Raw genomic sequence first — 18,397 nt, forward strand, 5'->3', positions numbered from 1 at the left:
CAATACGGAGAATAGGGCACGCCACTCCGCCCACCTACCCGGGCCCGGTCTTAATCGGTTAGGTTGAAAGCTCAACCATAGGCGGCGCGAAGAATGCTCTGCAGCCGTTGCGCCCGGAAGTGAGGACAGTTTCATGGATGCACGGCTGGCGGCTGTCAGGGATACCGTCCTGGCGCGGAACCCCGGCGAGGCTGAATTCCATCAGGCTGTCGCGGAGGTCTTTGAAAGCCTTGGCCCCGTCCACGACCGGCACCCTGAGTTCCTTGAGGCGGCCATCCTGGAACGGCTCTGCGAGCCTGAGCGGCAGATCATCTTCCGCGTGCCGTGGACAGATGACCACGGCCGCGTGCAGATTAACCGCGGCTTCCGCGTGGAATTCAATTCGGCACTGGGCCCGTATAAGGGCGGCCTCCGGTTCCATCCGTCCGTCTATCTCGGCATCGTGAAGTTCCTCGGCTTCGAGCAGATCTTCAAAAACGCCCTTACCGGCATGCCCATCGGCGGCGGCAAGGGCGGCTCCGACTTCGATCCCCGCGGCCGCAGCGATGCCGAAGTGATGCGGTTCTGCCAGTCGTTCATGACCGAGCTTTACCGCCACATCGGCGAATATACCGATGTCCCGGCCGGCGACATCGGCGTGGGCGGCCGCGAAATCGGTTACCTCTTCGGCCAATACAAGCGCATCACCAACCGCTACGAGTCCGGCGTCCTGACCGGCAAGGGAACCTCCTGGGGAGGTTCGCTGGTCCGGCCCGAGGCCACCGGCTTCGGTACGGTGATCTTCACCGAGGAGATGCTGAAGACGCGCGGCTCGTCCTTCGACGGGCAGCGCGTGGTGGTTTCCGGCTCCGGCAACGTCGCCATCAACGCCATCGCGAAGGCCCAGTCTCTCGGCGCCGCCGTGGTGGCCTGCTCCGACTCCTCCGGCTACATCGTGGACGAGGCTGGGGTCGACGTCGGCCTGCTCCGCCAGATTAAGGAAGTGGAGCGCGGACGCCTTAAGGACTACGTTTTGCGCCGTACCGGCGTTTCCTATGTGGAGGCCGGTTCCGTCTGGGACGTCGACGCAACGGTCGCCTTGCCGTGTGCCACACAGAACGAGCTCGACGGCGGTGCTGCCGCGCGGCTGGTCCGCAACGGACTGCTCGCCGTCGGCGAAGGCGCCAACATGCCCTGCACCCGGGACGCCGTCGCGGTGTTCCAGGAGGCGGGCGTGCTGTTCGGGCCCGGCAAGGCCGCCAACGCAGGCGGCGTGGCCACTTCGGCGCTGGAAATGCAGCAGAACGCAAGCCGCGACTCCTGGTCCTTCGAGCACACGGAAGAGCGCCTCACCGAGATCATGGTGGGAATCCACCACCGCTGCGCTTCCACCGCGGACGAGTATGGCGACCCCGGCAACTACGTGCTGGGCGCGAACATCGGCGGCTTCGTCAAGGTGGCCGACGCCATGCTCGCGCAGGGTTTGATCTAGCCGGGGGCTTTCAGGCGCCGCGCCGCCAGTCGCTGGGGGACTCGCCGAAGGCGTCCCGGAACGTGCGGCTGAAGTGCGCCGCGTCCAGGAATCCCCACCGCGCCGCGACGGCGCCCACGGAGGTGCCGGAGTGCAGCGGGTCCCTGAGGTCCCGGCGGACCCGCTCCAGCCTGCGGCTGCGGATCCAGCTGGCAACGGTGCTGCCGGACTCGTGGAAGACGTTGTGCAGGTGGCGGGTCGAAATGAAATGCGCCGCGGCAATGCTGGCCGGTGAAAGCTGGGGGTCGGCGAGGTTCGCCTCGATGTATTCACGGACCGACGTCGCCAGGAGCGCCTGCGGCTTCATGCTGTCCGCGGCCAGGTCCAGCTCCGAATGGAGCATGGTGGAGACGAGATCCAGGGTGTTGGCTACGAGCCGGGATCCCGTGGGCCCGCTGAGCGCCTCCAGGTTGCCGGCGAGCTGGGCGATGAACGGACCCACGATGCCCGCCAGGCCGGATTCGCCGGCCAGGCGGATCGCAGACAGCTGACCCACGTAGTCCGGCGGCAGCGACAGCGAGTCGTGCGGGAACATGACCACCATCATGCGGGCCTGCTCTTCGAAGGCCAGCGTGTACGGCCGGTTGGTGTCATAGATGGCCAGGTCGCCGGGGCGGAGCACAGCCTCGCGGTTGTCCTGGATGAGGAGCCCGGTGCCCTCCAGCTGGAGGTTGAGCTTGAAATAGCGCTGGTTGGACTGCGCCAGAAGCGCCGGCGTGCGGTGGACGCTGTGGCCGGAAGCCGACACTTCCACGATGCATGTGCGGTCCAGCACCCTGGAGCGCATGCGGCCGCGGAACTGCCCGGGCTGTTCCGTTTCGGCGGCCAGCGGCACGAAGGACTGAGCCACAAGATGCCGCCAGTGATCAAAGGAGGTGGCCTCGCTGGACGTAACGGCCTGGTCCGCGGGGCGGGCTGTGGTTGCTGGCATGAACGTTCCTGACGCCGGCGGGTTGTCTGTCGGGTCCCCAATATTGTGTCCTGCGACACAGTCATTTCAGGTTAGCGGCGAACTTCTGCCCTGTCATCTTTTTTCAACAAATGGCGAAAAAAGATTTACCTGTTCTTCCCCCGCGCCGCCACCACCCAGCGGTCCACGACTGCACCGCCGCTGACCACCGCGACGTCATCCACCAGGTTCATGGCGAGGCACACATGGTTGGGAATGACGCGCAGCCGTTCCCCGATGGCGGGCATGGTCCCGCGTTCTGGCCATTCGACGGTGGCGTGGTGCTCCGACAATGCGGTGATCCGGGCTTCGGGGTGGTCCATCAGCCGTCCGAAGCCGCTGGCCCACGCAGGCCGGTCGCTGCCGAGGATCTTGCTGCCGGCGTCGATGATGAAACGTGCCGGCCCGTCCGCGGGAGTTGCGTGGTGGCTGACCACAGTGGCCGCCACCGTCAGCGCGATGTCCTCGGCGGCGCACCGCCCCAGCTCCAACTGCTGGGCGTCGCCAAAGACGTAAACGCCCGGGCGCACCTCGGTGGCGGCCGAGTTCCCGGTCAGCATCGCCGTCGGGGTGGAGCCGCCGCTGCGGCAGGTGACCTCGAATCCGGCCGCGGCAAGAACCTGGGACGCCTGGTTCAGCGCCTGCTGCTCCTGCCTGGCCGCCTCGACCGGCATGCCCGGCGCGTAGCTGTGGCCCGGGAAGGTGAAGACCCCCGCCACCCTCAGTCCGGCTTGCGCCGCTGCCTGGGCCACCGGTGTGACGGCCTCCGGGTGAACTCCGCTGCGGTGGTGGCCGCTGTCCACTTCCACGAGGACTCTTACGCTCGCCGCGGCACTTCCCAGGCCGGCCCCCAGCCTCATTGCTCCCTCGGCTGAGTCCACGCCGACGGCGATACTCGCCGTTTGTGACAGGTGCCGGAGCCGTTCGGCCTTCTGCGGTGAAATCCAGAGGGGGTAGGCGATGAAGAGGTCGTCGACGCCGGCAGCCGCAAACACTTCGGCCTCGCCGATGGTTGCCACTGTCAGTCCTGAGGCTCCGGCTGCGATCTGGCGGGCGGCGATTTCGGGGATCTTGTGGGTTTTGGCGTGCGGGCGCAGGCCCAGGCCCCGTGCGCGGACGGCTGACGCCATACGCTCGATATTCCGGTCGAGGATGTCGAGGTCGATCATGATGTCCGGCGTATCGATTTCCTGCGGGATGGTCACTGCCGGCATCTCCTGTTTGTGGATCGGTTTCTTGCGGTCCTAAGGCTAACCGGTGGGCGGGCCACGTGCTCGGCAGGCTAGCTGCTCAGCAGGGCAAGGAAGCCCTCGAGCTGCCCGTCCAGGCCGAGCTCCGTCTGCCCTTCCGGAAGCAGGGCGGCCGCGATCTGCGCACCGAGCAGCATGTTGAGCAGCTGGCCGGCGAGGCTGTCGTCGTCGACGCCGGTACTCACGTCCCCGTGATCCCGGGCCTCCGCGAGGTGGCGGCGGATCGCGTCCAGCCACTGCTGCATTGATTCCCGGTGGATCTGCGCCTTTCCGGGGTCGTTGATGGCCTTTTGCCAGAAGGGGATGACGATGCGGGCTTCATTGATCCGTTCCTCATCCAACGGGAGTACCTCGATGCAAAAGGCCCGCAGGGCCGCGAGTCCCGAAAGTCCCGCGGTGACTTCGGCGATGCGCTCGTTGGTCCGGTTGAAGACGTGGCCGAACGCGAAGGTCAGCAGCGTGTCCTTGGTGGGGAAGTATGGCTTGAGGGCGCCGTTTGCGAAGCCTGCCTCGGTGGCGATCTCCCGCATGGTGGCGCTTTCGATGCCCATCCGGGCGATGATCCGCCAGGTCGCATCCACCAGTTCCAGGCGGCGCTCGTCGTGGTCGACAATCTTTGGCACGCGGCCGCTCCCCAATAAATATTTCAGCCCACAGTCTTGTGAGCTATCTTACGTTCGCTTATTCTCTACAACTATAGAAAATAAAAGTCCGACCCGCCAGGGTCCCTGCCAAAGGCCGCCATGACGCTCTCCATCACAGAAACAGCCAGCCCGTTCCGCCTTGCCTCAGCCGCGGAAATCAGCGAGGTGCAAGGCATTCTTCGCTCCGCGGGCCTCCTGGGCCCGGAGAAGCGCATCGCCTATTTGGGGCTGCTGGACCCCGCCCGGAAAAATGATCCTGCCCGCGGAACAAGTGCAGCCCGCGGAACCGGCGGTGAACAGCAAGACCGTCGGTTCCGGGTCTTCATCCATGACGTTTCGGGCGCCCGGCCCCACGACGTCACTGTCTCGGCCACCGGCAGCGAGGTGATTTCCGCCGTCGAACTCGATACCGCGGCCACCGGCGAACTGCCGGTCCTCGAGGAGGAGTTCGAGGTGGTGGAGCAGCTCCTGGCCACCGACGAGCGGTGGCTGACCGCCCTCGCCGCGCGGAACCTGGACGTCAGCAAGGTCAGGGTGGCCCCGCTGTCCGCGGGTGTGTTCGAGTACCCGGAGGAAAAGGGCCGCCGGATACTGCGCGGGCTCGCGTTCGTGCAGGACTTCCCCGAGGACAGCGCCTGGGCCCACCCGGTGGACGGGCTGGTGGCGTACGTGGACGTGGTGAGCAAGGAAGTCACCCGGGTGATCGACACCGGCGTCGTCCCCGTCCCGGCGGAGCACGGCAACTATACCGACCCGGAGCTGACCGGTCCGCTACGCACCACCCAGAAGCCCATCAGCATCACCCAGCCCGAGGGCCCCAGCTTCACGGTGACCGGCGGCAACCACATCGAGTGGGAGAAGTGGAGCCTTGACGTGGGCTTCGACGTCCGCGAGGGCGTGGTGCTGCACAACATCGGATTCCGGGACGGGGACCGGCTCCGGCCCATCATCAACCGGGCGTCGATCGCCGAAATGGTGGTCCCGTACGGCGATCCGTCCCCGATCCGGTCCTGGCAGAACTACTTCGACACGGGGGAGTACCTGGTGGGGCAGTACGCCAACTCCCTCGAGCTGGGCTGCGACTGCCTCGGCGACATCACCTACCTCAGCCCCATCATCAGCGACGCCTTCGGCAACCCCCGCGAGATCCGCAACGGCATCTGCATGCACGAGGAGGACTGGGGCATCCTGGCCAAACACAGCGACCTCTGGACCGGCATTAGCTACACGCGCCGGAACCGCCGCATGGTGATTTCGTTCTTCACCACCATCGGCAACTACGACTACGGCTTCTACTGGTACCTCTACCTCGACGGCACCATCGAATTCGAAGCGAAGGCCACCGGCGTCGTCTTCACCTCCGCATTTCCGGAAGCCGGCTCGGACAACATCTCCCAGCTGGCGCCGGGGCTCGGTGCCCCCTTCCACCAGCACATCTTCAGTGCCCGCCTGGACATGGCCATCGACGGCTTCACCAACAGGGTGGAGGAGGAGGACGTGGTCCGCCAGCCCATGGGCGAGGGCAACCCCCGCGGCAACGCCTTCGCCAGGAAGCGCACCGTGCTGGCGCGCGAGTCCGAGGCGGTCCGCGAGGCCGATGCCCGCACTGGCCGGACCTGGATCATCTCCAACCCCGAATCCCGCAACCGCCTGGGAGAACCGGTGGGCTACAAGCTGCACGCCCACAACCAGCCCACCCTGATGGCCGATCCCGGGTCTTCCATTGCCCGGCGGGCCGCGTTTGCCATCAAGGACCTGTGGGTCACCCGCTACGCCGACGACGAGCGCTACCCGACCGGCGACTTCGTTAACCAGCACTCCGGCGGCGCCGGGCTTCCCGCCTACGTCGCACAGGACCGCGACATCGACGGCCAGGACATCGTGGTGTGGCACACCTTCGGCCTGACCCACTTCCCGCGGGTCGAGGACTGGCCCATCATGCCGGTGGACACGGTCGGGTTCAAGCTCCGCCCCGAAGGCTTCTTCGACCGCAGCCCGGTGCTGGACGTCCCGGCCAACCCGAACATTCAGGGCAGCCACTGCCACGCCGCCGGTTGACGAGCATGGCGCCGCCGGCCACTGCCATGGCTAGGCGGAGGACATGAACGGGTCCCCGGGGGCTGGCCGCATGCTGCACTCCCGCGCTGTCGCGGCGGTGACTGCCGCGTCCTGCGTGGTGCACCTGTGGCTAGTCGCCGGGAACCACCACGGGTTGTGGCTGGGCGCGGTGATGATCGTGATGGTCGGGGTTTGCCTGCCGTGCGCCCTGCACCTCTGGCACGGCGCACGGGAGGCGGCCCTGCGCCAGGTCATGGGCTGCGCCCTGGCCATGACCGCGCTGCACGCCGTCATGTTGCTGGGCACCCCAGTTCTTTCCGGCGCACTCGGCCACTCCCACGCGGGGGCGGCAGCGGACGCAGGTTTGTCGGGGTCGGGCGCCGCCGGGCTGATGGCCATGGTCGTCCTGGAAATTACGACGGCGTTCCTCGCAGCGACGCTGCTAGCCCGCCTGCGCTCCGTCCCCCGCACGGCTGCGGCGGCGGCACGCTGAGCGGGCAGCGCCAAACAAAAGCAACGGGTGCGTTCCGCAGAACGCACCCGTTGCCATGCCCGCGGACTTACGGGGCCAGCCGGCGGAATTCCGAACCGAAATGCACCAGCGGGTCCGGAGTCTCGGCCGGCTCCGCTCCGGTGCCCATCGCCAGCACCTCGCCCACAACAAGCAGATGCGTGGCAGCAGTGTGGACCGCAACGGTGCGCAGCTCGAAGTAGGCGAGGCAGCCGTCGATGACCGCAGATCCTGTTGCCGGTCCGCGGCGGAACGGCACCTGCGCCAGCAGTCCGTGCAGGGGTGTCCCCGGGCTGGCCAGCCAGGCTGCAGTGCCCTGGTGCTTGCCGGAGAGGACGCTCAGTGCCCAGGTGCCCGACTCCTCCACGGCCTCCCCAATGCGGGATTCCGCGTACAGGCTGACCAGCATGGTCGGCGGGTCGTAGGACACAGTGAGGAAAGCGCTGACCGTGGCGGCGTAATCGCGGTTCCTCAGCCGCGTAGAAATGACGGCGACTCCCGCGGTGATGTCCGAACTCAGCCTGCGGTACAGGTCCACGTCGGCGTCCAACGGCCCCTGGCCCAGCTGGTGTGCGTCCAGCGGCCCTGAAGTTTCCATGAAGCCATCGTGCCACGTGGGGCGTTTGTTCATGCTGTTAAGAGTGTGACGGAACCACTACGGCTGTGGCGCATCTAACGCAATGGCAACCCAGTATCTGTAAGCCAATGGCCCGCCGTCGTTAACCCTCCGTTCACCTCGGACCCCAAAACTTGTTACCTGCGGCCCATAACTTCAGTGAAGGTACAAAAAGTACGCAGCTCACGTTCGGACGTCTCCGGTCCGCACCGCATCGAAAAACCCTGGAAGGGGTACACCCAGTGAAGGCACTCCGCTTCGGCCGCCACGCGGCAATCGCTGTTATCGCCGCTGGCGCACTCGCGCTCACCGCCTGTGGTTCAGACAATGCCACGAACACCGCCCCGTCAGCCAGCGCCTCAGCCGCCGGCACCAAGGTCACCGGCACCCTGACCGGCATCGGCTCCTCCGCGCAGGGCGCGGCCATGGATGTCTGGAAGACCAACTTCGCCTCCGCCAACCAGGGCGCCACCGTGCAGTACTCCCCGGACGGCTCCGGCGCCGGCCGCAAGGCCATCCTCGACGGTTCGGCACAGTTCGCCGGTTCCGACGCCTACCTGAAGGACGAGGAACTGGCCTCGGCCAAGAAGGTCTGCGGCCCCGAGGGTGCCATCGAGATCCCCGTCTACATCTCGCCGATCGCCGTTGCCTTCAACCTGCCTGACATCACCGAGCTGAAGCTGGACGCCCCCACCGCGGCCAAGATCTTCCGCGGCGAGATCGCCAAGTGGAACGACCCCGCCATCGCCGCCCTGAACCCGGACGCCAAGCTTCCGGACCTGGCCGTCACCCCCGTGAGCCGTTCTGACGACTCCGGCACCACCAAGAACTTCACCGAGTACCTCTCCGCTGCCGCCCCCGAGGTCTGGAAGGACAAGGCCGACGGCATCTGGCCTGCATCCCTGAAGGGCGAGAACGCCAAGGGCACGTCCGGCGTCGTCAAGACCGTCACCGACACCCCGGGCGCCGTGACCTACGCGGACGACTCCGCCGTTGGCGGCAAGCTGGGCACCGCCCAGATCAAGGTCGGCTCCGAGTTCGTCAAGATCTCCCCGGAAGCTGCTTCCAAGGCAGTCGACGCCGGCAAGGCTGTTGAAGGCCGCGCCGACACCGACGGTGCCATCAAGCTTGACCGCACCACCACCGAGGCCGGTGCCTACCCGGTGGTCCTGGTTTCCTACCACATCGTCTGCTCCACCTACGACAAGCAGGAAACTGTCGACCTGGTCAAGGCATTCGAGAACTACGTAGTTTCCGAAGAGGGCCAGAAGGCTGCCGCCGAGTCCGCCAAGTCGGCGCCGATCTCCGCCACCCTGGCAGAGAAGGCCACCAAGGCCATCGAATCCATCAAGGTCAAGTCGTAACCACTTGCCTGTTCGCCGAAGTTCCCCGCCCAGCCGCCAGGCAGGGCGGGGAACTTAGCCGTGTAAAGCGCGGTTTCCGCACGATCACCTCCGACACATCATCAACACCGAAGGGCCGGGTATGACCACCACCTCCCTGACCAGTTCCCGAGGCGCCGGCCGCGCCGGGGATAAAGTCTTCTCCGGAGCGGCCCTCGCGGCAGGCTGCCTGATCCTGGCCGTCCTGTTCGGCGTGGCGCTCTTCCTCGTCATCCAGGCGGTTCCCGCCTTCACGGCCCCGGCCGCGGACATCCAGGGCGGCGAGGGCTTCTTCGCGTACATCTGGCCGATCGTCGTCGGCACGCTCATTGCTGCCATCATCGCCCTGGCCATCGCCACGCCGGTGTCCATCGGCGTCGCCCTCTTTATCTCACACTTCGCCCCGCGCGGTCTCGCGTCCGGCCTCGGCTACGTGATCGACCTGCTCGCCGCGATCCCCTCCGTCATCTACGGTGCATGGGGCGCCGCCTTCCTGGCCCCGCAGATTTCGCCCGCCTATGCGTGGCTGGCAGCGAACATGGGCTGGCTGCCCATCTTCCACGGCCCCGCCTCCGCCACGGGCAAGACCATCCTGACTGCCGGCGTCGTGCTGTCCGTGATGGTCATCCCCATCATCACGTCGCTGTCCCGCGAGATCTTCCTCCAGACCCCCAAGCTGCACGAGGAAGCAGCCCTCGCGCTGGGCGCCACACGCTGGGAAATGATCAAGATGTCGGTCCTGCCGTTCGCCCGGCCGGGCATCATCAGCGCCGTCATGCTGGGCCTCGGCCGCGCCCTGGGTGAAACCATGGCCGTCGCGCTCGTGCTGTCCTCCGGCGCGCTCACCGCCAGCCTGATCCAGTCCGGCAACCAGACCATCGCCGCCGAGATCGCCCTGAACTTCCCCGAGGCCAGCGGCCTCAAGGTGAGCACGCTGATCGCCGCGGGCCTGGTCCTGTTCGTGATCACCCTCGCCGTCAACATGATCGCCCGGTGGATCATCAGCCGGCACAAAGAATTCTCGGGAGCCAACTAAATGACCTCCACCCTGACACCGGTCCGCAAGCGGTCCGCCCTGACCAAGGGCCAGCTGCCCAAGTACGCGCCCTACGTGGTCCTGGGCGTCGCGCTGGTCCTTGGCGCCGCCATCCTTGCCCTGATCGGATTCAATGCCTTCGGGTGGGGAGTCGTCTCCGCGATCCTGTTCGCCGCAGGTCTGGTCGCTTGGAGCGCCGCCGTTGAAGGGGCGCGCAAGGCCAAGGACAAGCTGGCCACCTGCCTGGTGGTGGGGGCCTTCCTGGTCGCGCTGCTCCCGCTGATCTCCGTCATCTGGACCGTCATGGTCAACGGCATACCGGGCCTGCTGACCCCCGGGTTCCTGGGCAAGTCGATGAACGGCGTCACCGGCGTCTACGACAACAGGGCCGCAGAGGGCACCGGGCCCGTGCTCGGCGGCATCTACCACGCACTCGTCGGCACGCTGCAGATCACCCTGCTGGCCACCGTGATCTCCGTTCCGGTGGGCCTGCTGACGGCCATCTACCTCGTCGAGTACGGCAACGACCGCCCGCTGGCCCGCGCCATCACGTTCTTCGTGGACGTCATGACCGGCATCCCGTCCATCGTTGCCGGCCTCTTCTCCGCCGCGTTCTTCTTCGCGGTAGTGGGGCCCGGCACCAAGACCGGCGCCGTCGCCGCCGTCGCACTGTCCGTGCTGATGATCCCGGTGGTGGTCCGCTCCAGCGAGGAAATGTTGAAGATCGTCCCCAACGAGCTCCGCGAAGCCTCCTACGCGCTGGGCGTCCGCAAGTGGCGGACCATCCTCAAGGTGGTCATTCCGACGGCGATCTCCGGCATTGCGTCCGGCGTCACCCTGGCGATCGCCCGGGTTATCGGCGAAACCGCCCCCATCCTGGTGACTGCGGGGTTCGCCACGAGCATCAACAACAACGTGTTCGGCGGGTGGATGGCGTCCCTGCCGACGTTCATCTACACCCAGATCCTGAACCCCACCTCCCCGTCCAACCCGGATCCGTCGTCGCAGCGGGCGTGGGGTGCTGCCCTGGTCCTCATCATCCTGGTGATGCTGCTCAACCTTGGCGCCCGCCTGATTGCCCGCGTCTTCGCCCCGAAGACAGGCCGCTAGGCCGGACCGCATTTCGGCTCGAGAAGCCGGGATCTAGACTTCATTTCATACCCAGCAAGTTAAGGAACATCATGTCCAAGCGCATCGACGTCAAAGACCTGAACGTGTACTACGGCAATTTCCTGGCCGTCGAAGACGTCAGCATCAACATCGAGGCCAAGTCCGTCACGGCGTTCATTGGCCCCTCGGGCTGCGGCAAGTCCACCTTCCTGCGCACGCTGAACCGCATGCACGAGGTGCTGCCGGGCGCCCGGGTTGAGGGTGAGGTGCTGCTCGACGGCGACAACCTGTACGGACCCGGCGTGGACCCGGTGACGGTGCGGTCCCAGATCGGCATGGTGTTCCAGCGGCCCAACCCGTTCCCCACCATGTCCATCCGCGACAACGTCCTGGCCGGCGTGAAACTGAACAACCAGAAGATCTCAAAGGGTGAGGCCGATGCCCTGGTGGAGCGCTCGCTCCGCGGCGCCAACCTCTGGAACGAGGTCAAGGACCGCCTGGAGAAGCCCGGCTCGGGACTGTCCGGCGGCCAGCAGCAGCGCCTCTGCATTGCCCGCGCCATTGCCGTGGAGCCGCAGGTGATCCTCATGGATGAGCCCTGCTCCGCCCTGGACCCGATCTCCACCCTGGCCGTTGAGGACCTCATCAACGAGCTCAAGGACCAGTACACCGTGGTGATCGTGACCCACAACATGCAGCAGGCCGCGCGCGTCTCGGACAAGACGGCGTTCTTCAACATTGCCGGCACCGGCAAGCCGGGCAAGCTCATCGAGTTCGCCGAGACCAGCACCATCTTCAACAACCCGAGCCAGAAGGCCACCGAGGACTACGTCTCCGGCCGCTTCGGATAATCCCCAGCCGCACCCCGGACTCGCACGCTCGCCCGGGGACCCCTGCGGCTGTGGGCCCAACCACCGGCTCCCAGCCTTCGCAAGCTCAGGCCGGGGCCCTCGCCGGCGTGGGCCCACCCCGCGTTGGTCTTTCAGATTCCAATCAGCGGGGAGAGCGCCAGCTCGAGGACGAAGGCTCCGGCGGCCGTGGTGACGGGCGTCAGGACCCACAGGGACAGAATCCGCGTCACCAGTTTGCGGTGGCTGGTGGCGAACTGCTGGTTTTCGCCGGCGCCGAGCACGGCGGAGGTGACCGTGTGGGTGGTGGACACGGGCCAGTGCAGCCCGATGGCGCCAATGAACAGCAGCAGCGCACTGAAGCCCTGGGCCACCACGCCGCGCAGCGGATCGATCCGGGTGAGGCGGTAACCAATGGTGTGCGAGATGCGCCAGCCGCCGAACATCGTGCCCAGCGTGATGGTGGCTGCGGACAGCAGCGCCACCCAGATCGGCAGCGAGCCGCCGTCGGAATAGCCGGCGGCCAGCAACGCCAGGATGAGGACAGCGCTGACCCGCTGGCCATCCTGCAGCCCGTGGCCAAAGGCCACAGCCCCTGCGGCGATGGACTGGGCGGCCCGGAACCGCTTGTTGACCACGCTCGGCTGGGTGTAGCGCGCAGCCCAGGTGACGGGAAACACCAGCAGGTAGGCGGCGATGAAGGCAATTACAGGGGAGAGGACCAGGGGGAGGACCACCTGGAACAGGAGCGACTGGTCCACGTTGCTCACTGAATTGCCGCCCACCAGCACGCTGGCGGTTCCGGCCCCGGCCAGTCCACCCACCAGGGCATGCGTGGAGGAGGAGGGGATGCCCCGCCACCACAGGAAGATGCCCCAGGCGCACGCGCTGGCAAGGCCGGCGGCGATGATGGTCAGGCCGCTGTTCCCCGGCGGAAGGGAAATCCAGTTCTGGCTGATGGCCACGGCCAGGCCGGCGCTGAGAAGCGCGCCGACGAGGTTGAAAAGCGCGGCCAGCAGGACGGCCACGGTGGGGGTCAGGGCGCGCGTGCGCACGGCCAGGGCCACAGACGTGGACACGTCCCGGAAGCCGTTGATGAAGGAAAAAGCCGAAGTGAGGAGCACCACCAGGGCGAAGATGGCCAGCGTCAACTCAGGATTCCTTGACGATGATGCTGCCCACCTGGGTGGCGATGCGGCGCATGTCCTTGGTGACGTCCACCAGCTGGTTGGCGATGTCCCGGTTGCGGGCATACTGGGCTGATTTCATGTCCTTGAGCATGTCCGCGACCCAGACGCGGTGCGTCCGTTCCGCGCGCTTGGCCAGCCGCAGGACCTCGATCCAGTAGTCCTCAAGGTCGTCCAGGTTGTTCAGCCGGCGCATGGCGTCAGCGGTCAGCTCGGCCTGGCGGCTGATGATCTCCAGCTGATCGGCCGCGCGCTTCGGCAGCCGGTCCAGGTTGTAGAGCGCCACCAGCTCGGCCGCGGCGTCCAGCTTCTCGATGGCTTCGTTCAGGCTCTGCGACAGGGCATACATGTCCTCGCGCGGGAGCGGATTCACAAAGCTGGTGCGCATGTGGGTCAGCAGGGCGAAGTGCAGCTCGGCGGACTTCGCCTCGTGGTTGTGCATGTCCTCCACCAGCCGGTGGTGTTCGGTGGCTGGCGCGCCCAGGATTTCCGCCATGGTGGCGCTGGCAAAAACGATCTGCCGGGCCAGCTGCGACAGAAGGTTCAGGCCTGCCGGCTCCTGGGGAAAAAGGCGCAGCTTCATGAGTACCGGTCTCCGGAGGATTGTCAGGGCGGGACGCCGCGGGAGGTTTTGACTTGACGTCGGAGCCGCAGCTAGTCAGTACTTTACCGGCACCTGCAGGAGGGCATAAAAATGGTGCCGAACCGGATACGCCTCTCGGCGGTAGGCCGCTCTAGGCGGCTAAATGTTGAAGCCCGGGGGTTTCGCGGTTCGGCACCAGTTTCAGTGTTCTACTTTGGCTGAGCCAAGTCAACATTGACAGATCGGGCCTGATGGGTCAGTCGAGCTCACCCAGCCGCCAGGCATTGGCGGCGTGTTCCAGGTCCTCTGCTGTCTTCACGAGCAAGTGCGAGTTGCGCGTCAGCTTGCGTGCGTGGCTCTCGTTTGAGTGCTCCGCACCGTCCGCGAGCGTGGCCTGGCCGAGGGCCACCACACGGCAGAACGCGGCGGACCGCTCCAGCGCAACGTCGAAATCGCCGTCGAAGGCCCCGGACAGGATCGCGTCCGCCATGCTCTTCATTTCATCGGCGCCCGGCGGTTCGGCCGCGCCGGCCACCACATGGGAGACCTGCGCGGTGTCCTTGCCGGCCTTGAAATAGACGGAGATGCGCTCGGGGTCCTGCACCGTTGCGGCGCGGAGGGCATAGAGCCGCCACAGCGCACCGGGCAGCGAGCGTGCCGGGCTTTCCGCCCACATCTCCGCAATCGCCTCAAGGCCCTGCTCGTCGGCCAGCTTGACCAGCCGTTTGGTGATGACGGGATCATCGCTGTCCCGCCCGTGGCGCACCAGGGCCTGGGCGGCCAGGTGCGCAGCTTCCGAGACACGCGCCGGATCGGCGCCGCCTGCGAAAGGTTCGAAATCAATGGGCGCAAAAGGCTTCGGTTTGTGGTGCCGCTCCGCCCCGCCCGGGCCGCTTGTTCCTGCGTTCTGGCTCATGGTCCCACGCTACTCCTGCGGGGAACCGGAATCGAGCGTCGGGATCCGGAGCCTGCGTATCCGAACCAGCGGCCATCCGCAGCCCGGAACCCTTGCCGCTTTCCGGAAGAAGACACGTTCGACGGCGGCTGCGGGAGCCGTGCAGAAGTCGCCACCGTCTGGGGTACAGTATTAAACGTCCAGAAATGGACTGGAACTGTTTCGCATTTTGCAGGCAGTTTGGGCCTTTAGCTCAGTTGGTAGAGCATCGGACTTTTAATCCGTGGGTCGTGGGTTCGATCCCCACAGGGCCCACTCTTTTAGCGAAGAGTGGAAAGTCCCCGGCTTCCTGGCAACAGGAAGCCGGGGACTTTTTATTTGCGCGGCTAGCTCGCTGCGGGCAGGGTCTTGTCAGGGACCTGCTGGTCCTGGCGATTCCTCGCCGGACAGCCCAGCGGGCCCGCTTCTGCCCCTGAAGTTTCTGCCACCGCATCCAGGCCGGTCTCCTTCGGTGCGGGCGTCACATCCAGCCCGAACAGTGTCTCAAGCGCGGCGGTGTACTCGTCCTGGCGGCCGGCTGCCGCCAGTTCGCGCGCCCTGGTGGTGGGTACGTGCAGGAGCTGCCTCACCACTCGCCGCAGGGCGAATTCCACCGCTTCCGCCGTGGCCGTGCAGCCGTGCTGGTTCTTCACCCGCTCCACTTCACCGGCCAGCACCGACTGCATGTGTTCACGCAGCGCGACGATCGACGGGTCCAGGAGCCGCGCCTGCCGGTCCTCCTCGAACCTCGCGGCAGCTTGCCGGACAAGCTCATTGGCCTGCCGGACGACGTCGGTTTGTTCACGCGGCGAAGCCAGCAGCACATCCTCCAGCGTGATGAGGTCCAGGCCGGGCAGTTCATCCACGTCGCTTTGGAAGTCCCGGCTGAGGGCGAGGTCGACGACGATGAGCGGGTGGGCGGCGCCCCGCCGGAAGGTCCGAAAATCCTCGGAGCTGAGCCGGCGCGCGCGGCCGCTGCACCCGATCACCACATCCGCACCGCGGACGGCATCAGGCAAGGCCTCGGCGGTGAGTCCGGCGGCGCCCCGGGCTGACGCAAAGATCTCCGCCCGTCCGGACCAGGAAAATACGGACACCGACGAGCATGCCCTCGCCGCCAGGAGCGCGAGGGTGGAACCGGCGTAGGCACCGGTGCCGATGACCACCACTGACAGGCCGGACAGGTTCTCGCGTCCCAGCCTGGACAGAGCCAGGTCCAGGGCAACGGACACCATGGAGCGGCCGGCATCACCCAGGGCCGTCAGCGATCCGACTTCGCGGGCAGCGCGGGAGGCTGCCTGGAAAAGCCTGACCAGTGCTCCGCTGGCAGCTTTGGCCTCCTGGGCGGAGGCAAGCGCGCGGCGCAGTTGCCCGGCAATTTCCCGCTCGCCCACCACAGCCGAGTCAAGGCCGGCGCCCACCGAGAAGAGATGCCCGGTCATGGCGGTGCCCGTCAGGCACTCAAGTGCCCGGCCGAGCTCGCCGGGGGTAACGCCGGTACAGGTGCTGATCATAGCCAGCACGCGCTCCATGGTGACGTCCGGATCCGCGTCCGGAGCTACGTCACAATAGACCTCGAACCGGTTGCATGTGGCAAGCACGACCGCTCCGGCCACGCCGTCCACACCCGCAATAACGTCCGAAGTAATGCGGACGGGTCCCGAACCGAGCCGCGCCAGGAACTCCAGGCCGGACCCCCGGCCTTCCTCGTCGCCAACCGGTTCGGGACCCCCGTCTCCCCGCCGGGGAACGGACCCCCGGCAGGGCGTGCGGGCATGATGGGAAACCACAAGAGCAAACTGCCGTTCTGTCGGGGGTAATCCCTCGATGGATCCCCCTGCACCCTGCAACAATCCGGCCCCCTTTCGCCGCAAACGTTCCCCATCGTGTCCTGCCGCGCCACTTGGTTGCCGCCCCGGGTGGTGGCACCGCGCGGCCACCGCTTCCGGACCGGTCCCGCCGGTGTCCGCCGCTACGAGGACACCGCCGGTTGTCGCTGGGACCAGGCGCCGTTGCCTGGCCCCAGAGCCAAGAGACCTTGCAGAAAGGGTGGGCGACCCACCTTGGGAAATTCTTGACGGGCGGGGCGGCCTGCATTCTGCAACGATGTATCCAAAAGATGTAAGTGAGAACGATGTTTGCCGCGAAAGGTGCCTCGCATGGCCGTGACAATGAACGATGTTGCCCGCGCGGCCGGAGTTTCCCTGAAGACCGTGTCGAATGTGCTCAACAACTATGAGTTCATTCGGCCTGCCACCCGGCAGAAAGTGCTGGACGCCATCTCGGAACTCGGCTACGAGGCCAACCTGACGGCGCGGAGCCTGCGTTCCGGAAAGTCCCGCATGCTGGGGCTCGTAGTATCCGACCTTTCCGTGCCGTACTACGCAGAGCTTGCTTCCAAGCTCATGACGGCGGCAGCGGCCCGGGACTACCGCGTGGTGGTGGAGCAGTCCTCGGCGACCCGGGCCAACGAGCTCACTGCCCTGCACGGATCCCTGAGCCAGCTGACGGACGGGCTCCTGTTCACGCCATTGGTGCTCGACGCGGACGCCGTGGCCTCGGCACGGCGCGGAACCAAGCCGCTCGTGATGCTCGGCGAGCATATCGACGACCCGCGGTTCGACCTCGTCACCATGAAGAATGTCGCGGCGGCCAAGGCCATGACAGCCCACCTCCTCGCGGGAGGCCGGCGCCGTATTGCCGTGATCGGTGCCGTGCCCGCGGACCGTTCCGGTTCGCCCGGCCTTCGGCTTGCCGGATACCGGGAAGCGCTGGCCGAGGCTGACGTCGCCTTTGATCCGGCCCTGATTGTGCCTGCGGATTGGCGCCGTGATGGCGGGGCGTCGGCTGTGGCACGGCTGCTGGAGGGCGGCCAGCCGTTCGACGCCGTCTTCGGGTTGAATGACGCCCTGGCCCTGGGCGCGATGCATGAGCTGCTGATCCGCGGAATCAAGGTTCCCGGGGACGCAGCCGTGGCGGGGTTCGATGACATCGATGAGGCACGGTTCTCGTCGCCGTCGCTGACCACGGTTGCTCCGGGCATGAACGAGATCGCCGAGCGGTCGGTGCAGCTGCTGATCGACCGCATCGAGGGGACCGAGAAGGCCTCCGGGGGTGTGCATATGGAAGCGCAATTCGAACTGAGGATCCGTGGATCGGCGCCGGCACCGGCGGGAGGCAGTAAGGTGCATCCATGATTGCCCTGCTCATCATCGACATGCAGAACGCCTACTTCGAGGCAGCGGAACTGGCAGCCCAGCGGGAGCGGCTGGTCAACTCCTGCAACAGGCTGCTGGAGGGGTTCACGTCCGGCGGACACAAGGTTCTGCTGGTTGGCACCGAGCACGAGCGGGACAAGTCAACATGGACCCTGAGCATGCTGGACGACGATCAGGGCTTCATCTTCCGCGGCAGTAACCAGGCGGAGGCTGTTCCCGGGCTCGCCACCGATGGCCTGCCGCAGCTGACCAAGACCCGGGACAGCGCCTTCATGGGGACCAACCTGCTGTCCCGCCTGCGGAACTGGGGCGCCGACGAAGTGGTGCTGGCCGGCGTCTCCACCCACAACTGCATCGCCCAGACCGGAGCAGACGCCTTCGCCCACAACATCCGGGTTACGTACGCCCAGGACGCCATGGCGTCGGAGGACAGCCAGGACGCCGCGGACATGCTGCGCATCCTGTCCACCACATACCGCCAGCCCGTCCAGTCGAGCGCTGAAATCCTCGTCCGGATCAGGGAGTATTCCGCGGCGGCCGCTGAGGGCCGGACCTGACATC

At 66.5% G+C, this 18,397-nt stretch carries 17 protein-coding genes and 1 tRNA gene; 10 read left to right on the forward strand and 8 right to left on the reverse strand.

What is annotated here, in order from left to right; genetic code table 11:
- Positions 1-133 precede the first annotated feature (133 nt).
- Positions 134-1,471 carry an NADP-specific glutamate dehydrogenase gene (gene gdhA, locus ACFRAH_RS03630; protein WP_377989560.1) on the forward strand — a complete coding sequence of 446 codons (1,338 nt, stop codon included), beginning with the start codon at positions 134-136 and terminating at the stop codon, positions 1,469-1,471.
- A gap of 10 nt (positions 1,472-1,481) precedes the next feature.
- On the opposite strand, the gene ACFRAH_RS03635 is transcribed toward gdhA, so the two are convergent.
- The 3 genes from ACFRAH_RS03635 to ACFRAH_RS03645 all read right to left on the reverse strand — a co-directional run bounded on the left by ACFRAH_RS03635 (position 1,482) and on the right by ACFRAH_RS03645 (position 4,332).
- Positions 1,482-2,441: a helix-turn-helix domain-containing protein gene (locus ACFRAH_RS03635; protein ID WP_377989561.1), complete on the reverse strand. Its 960-nt coding sequence runs from the start codon at positions 2,439-2,441 to the stop codon at positions 1,482-1,484.
- A 125-nt stretch (positions 2,442-2,566) separates the two neighbouring features.
- Complete coding sequence (locus ACFRAH_RS03640) at positions 2,567-3,673, reverse strand: D-TA family PLP-dependent enzyme (protein WP_377989562.1); 1,107 nt, start codon at positions 3,671-3,673, stop codon at positions 2,567-2,569.
- A gap of 68 nt (positions 3,674-3,741) precedes the next feature.
- Positions 3,742-4,332, reverse strand: a complete 591-nt coding sequence (locus tag ACFRAH_RS03645) for a TetR/AcrR family transcriptional regulator (RefSeq protein ID WP_377989563.1) — start codon at positions 4,330-4,332, stop codon at positions 3,742-3,744.
- Between the two features lie 120 nt (positions 4,333-4,452).
- Between ACFRAH_RS03645 and ACFRAH_RS03650 the strand changes: the two genes are divergently transcribed.
- Together ACFRAH_RS03650 and ACFRAH_RS03655 are read left to right on the forward strand one after the other, a co-directional pair.
- Positions 4,453-6,411, forward strand: coding sequence for a primary-amine oxidase (locus tag ACFRAH_RS03650; RefSeq protein WP_377989564.1), 1,959 nt, complete (start codon positions 4,453-4,455; stop codon positions 6,409-6,411).
- A gap of 43 nt (positions 6,412-6,454) precedes the next feature.
- Positions 6,455-6,904, forward strand: coding sequence for a hypothetical protein (locus ACFRAH_RS03655; RefSeq protein WP_377989565.1), 450 nt, complete (start codon positions 6,455-6,457; stop codon positions 6,902-6,904).
- Between the two features lie 67 nt (positions 6,905-6,971).
- On the opposite strand, the gene ACFRAH_RS03660 is transcribed toward ACFRAH_RS03655, so the two are convergent.
- Positions 6,972-7,520 (reverse strand): flavin reductase family protein, encoded by a 549-nt coding sequence (locus ACFRAH_RS03660; protein WP_377989566.1) that lies wholly within the window; start codon positions 7,518-7,520, stop codon positions 6,972-6,974.
- Between the two features lie 260 nt (positions 7,521-7,780).
- Here ACFRAH_RS03660 and pstS point away from each other — a divergent pair, with 260 nt between their 5' ends.
- The 4 genes from pstS (at position 7,781) to pstB (ending at position 11,917) form a co-directional block, all read left to right on the forward strand.
- Complete coding sequence (gene pstS, locus ACFRAH_RS03665) at positions 7,781-8,902, forward strand: phosphate ABC transporter substrate-binding protein PstS (protein ID WP_377989567.1); 1,122 nt, start codon at positions 7,781-7,783, stop codon at positions 8,900-8,902.
- 121 nt (positions 8,903-9,023) lie between these two features.
- A complete protein-coding gene (gene pstC, locus ACFRAH_RS03670) occupies positions 9,024-9,956 on the forward strand; it encodes a phosphate ABC transporter permease subunit PstC (RefSeq protein ID WP_377989568.1) in 933 nt (310 codons plus the stop codon).
- A complete protein-coding gene (pstA, locus tag ACFRAH_RS03675) occupies positions 9,957-11,066 on the forward strand; it encodes a phosphate ABC transporter permease PstA (RefSeq protein ID WP_377989569.1) in 1,110 nt (369 codons plus the stop codon). It abuts the gene before it with no gap.
- Between the two features lie 71 nt (positions 11,067-11,137).
- The gene (gene pstB / locus ACFRAH_RS03680) at positions 11,138-11,917 is read left to right on the forward strand and encodes a phosphate ABC transporter ATP-binding protein PstB (RefSeq protein WP_003799400.1); all 780 of its coding nucleotides are present in this window, start codon (positions 11,138-11,140) and stop codon (positions 11,915-11,917) included.
- Between the two features lie 131 nt (positions 11,918-12,048).
- Here pstB and ACFRAH_RS03685 read toward each other — a convergent pair whose 3' ends face one another.
- The 3 genes from ACFRAH_RS03685 to ACFRAH_RS03695 all read right to left on the reverse strand — a co-directional run bounded on the left by ACFRAH_RS03685 (position 12,049) and on the right by ACFRAH_RS03695 (position 14,600).
- On the reverse strand, positions 12,049-13,065 hold the full coding sequence (locus ACFRAH_RS03685) for an anion permease (protein ID WP_377989570.1): 1,017 nt from the start codon (positions 13,063-13,065) through the stop codon (positions 12,049-12,051).
- 1 nt (position 13,066) lies between these two features.
- Positions 13,067-13,684, reverse strand: coding sequence for a DUF47 domain-containing protein (locus ACFRAH_RS03690; protein ID WP_377963917.1), 618 nt, complete (start codon positions 13,682-13,684; stop codon positions 13,067-13,069).
- Positions 13,685-13,940: 256 nt separating this feature from the next.
- On the reverse strand, positions 13,941-14,600 hold the full coding sequence (locus ACFRAH_RS03695; RefSeq protein WP_377989571.1) for a hypothetical protein: 660 nt from the start codon (positions 14,598-14,600) through the stop codon (positions 13,941-13,943).
- A gap of 221 nt (positions 14,601-14,821) precedes the next feature.
- On the opposite strand from ACFRAH_RS03695, the gene ACFRAH_RS03700 reads away from it, so the two are divergent.
- Positions 14,822-14,894: transfer RNA gene (locus ACFRAH_RS03700), tRNA-Lys, on the forward strand.
- A gap of 71 nt (positions 14,895-14,965) precedes the next feature.
- Here ACFRAH_RS03700 and ACFRAH_RS03705 read toward each other — a convergent pair.
- On the reverse strand, positions 14,966-16,408 hold the full coding sequence (locus tag ACFRAH_RS03705) for a glutamyl-tRNA reductase (RefSeq protein WP_377989572.1): 1,443 nt from the start codon (positions 16,406-16,408) through the stop codon (positions 14,966-14,968).
- Positions 16,409-16,777: 369 nt separating this feature from the next.
- On the opposite strand from ACFRAH_RS03705, the gene ACFRAH_RS03710 reads away from it, so the two are divergent.
- Positions 16,778-17,815: a LacI family DNA-binding transcriptional regulator gene (locus ACFRAH_RS03710; protein ID WP_377989573.1), complete on the forward strand. Its 1,038-nt coding sequence runs from the start codon at positions 16,778-16,780 to the stop codon at positions 17,813-17,815.
- Entirely contained in the window at positions 17,812-18,393 is a 582-nt protein-coding gene (locus ACFRAH_RS03715) for a cysteine hydrolase family protein (protein WP_377989574.1), read from the forward strand. Before ACFRAH_RS03710 ends, ACFRAH_RS03715 begins: the two co-directional genes overlap by 4 nt.
- Positions 18,394-18,397 lie beyond the last annotated feature (4 nt).

The sequence above is a fragment of the Arthrobacter sp. NPDC056727 genome (genome assembly GCF_042790555.1).
GTDB lineage: Bacteria > Actinomycetota > Actinomycetes > Actinomycetales > Micrococcaceae > Arthrobacter.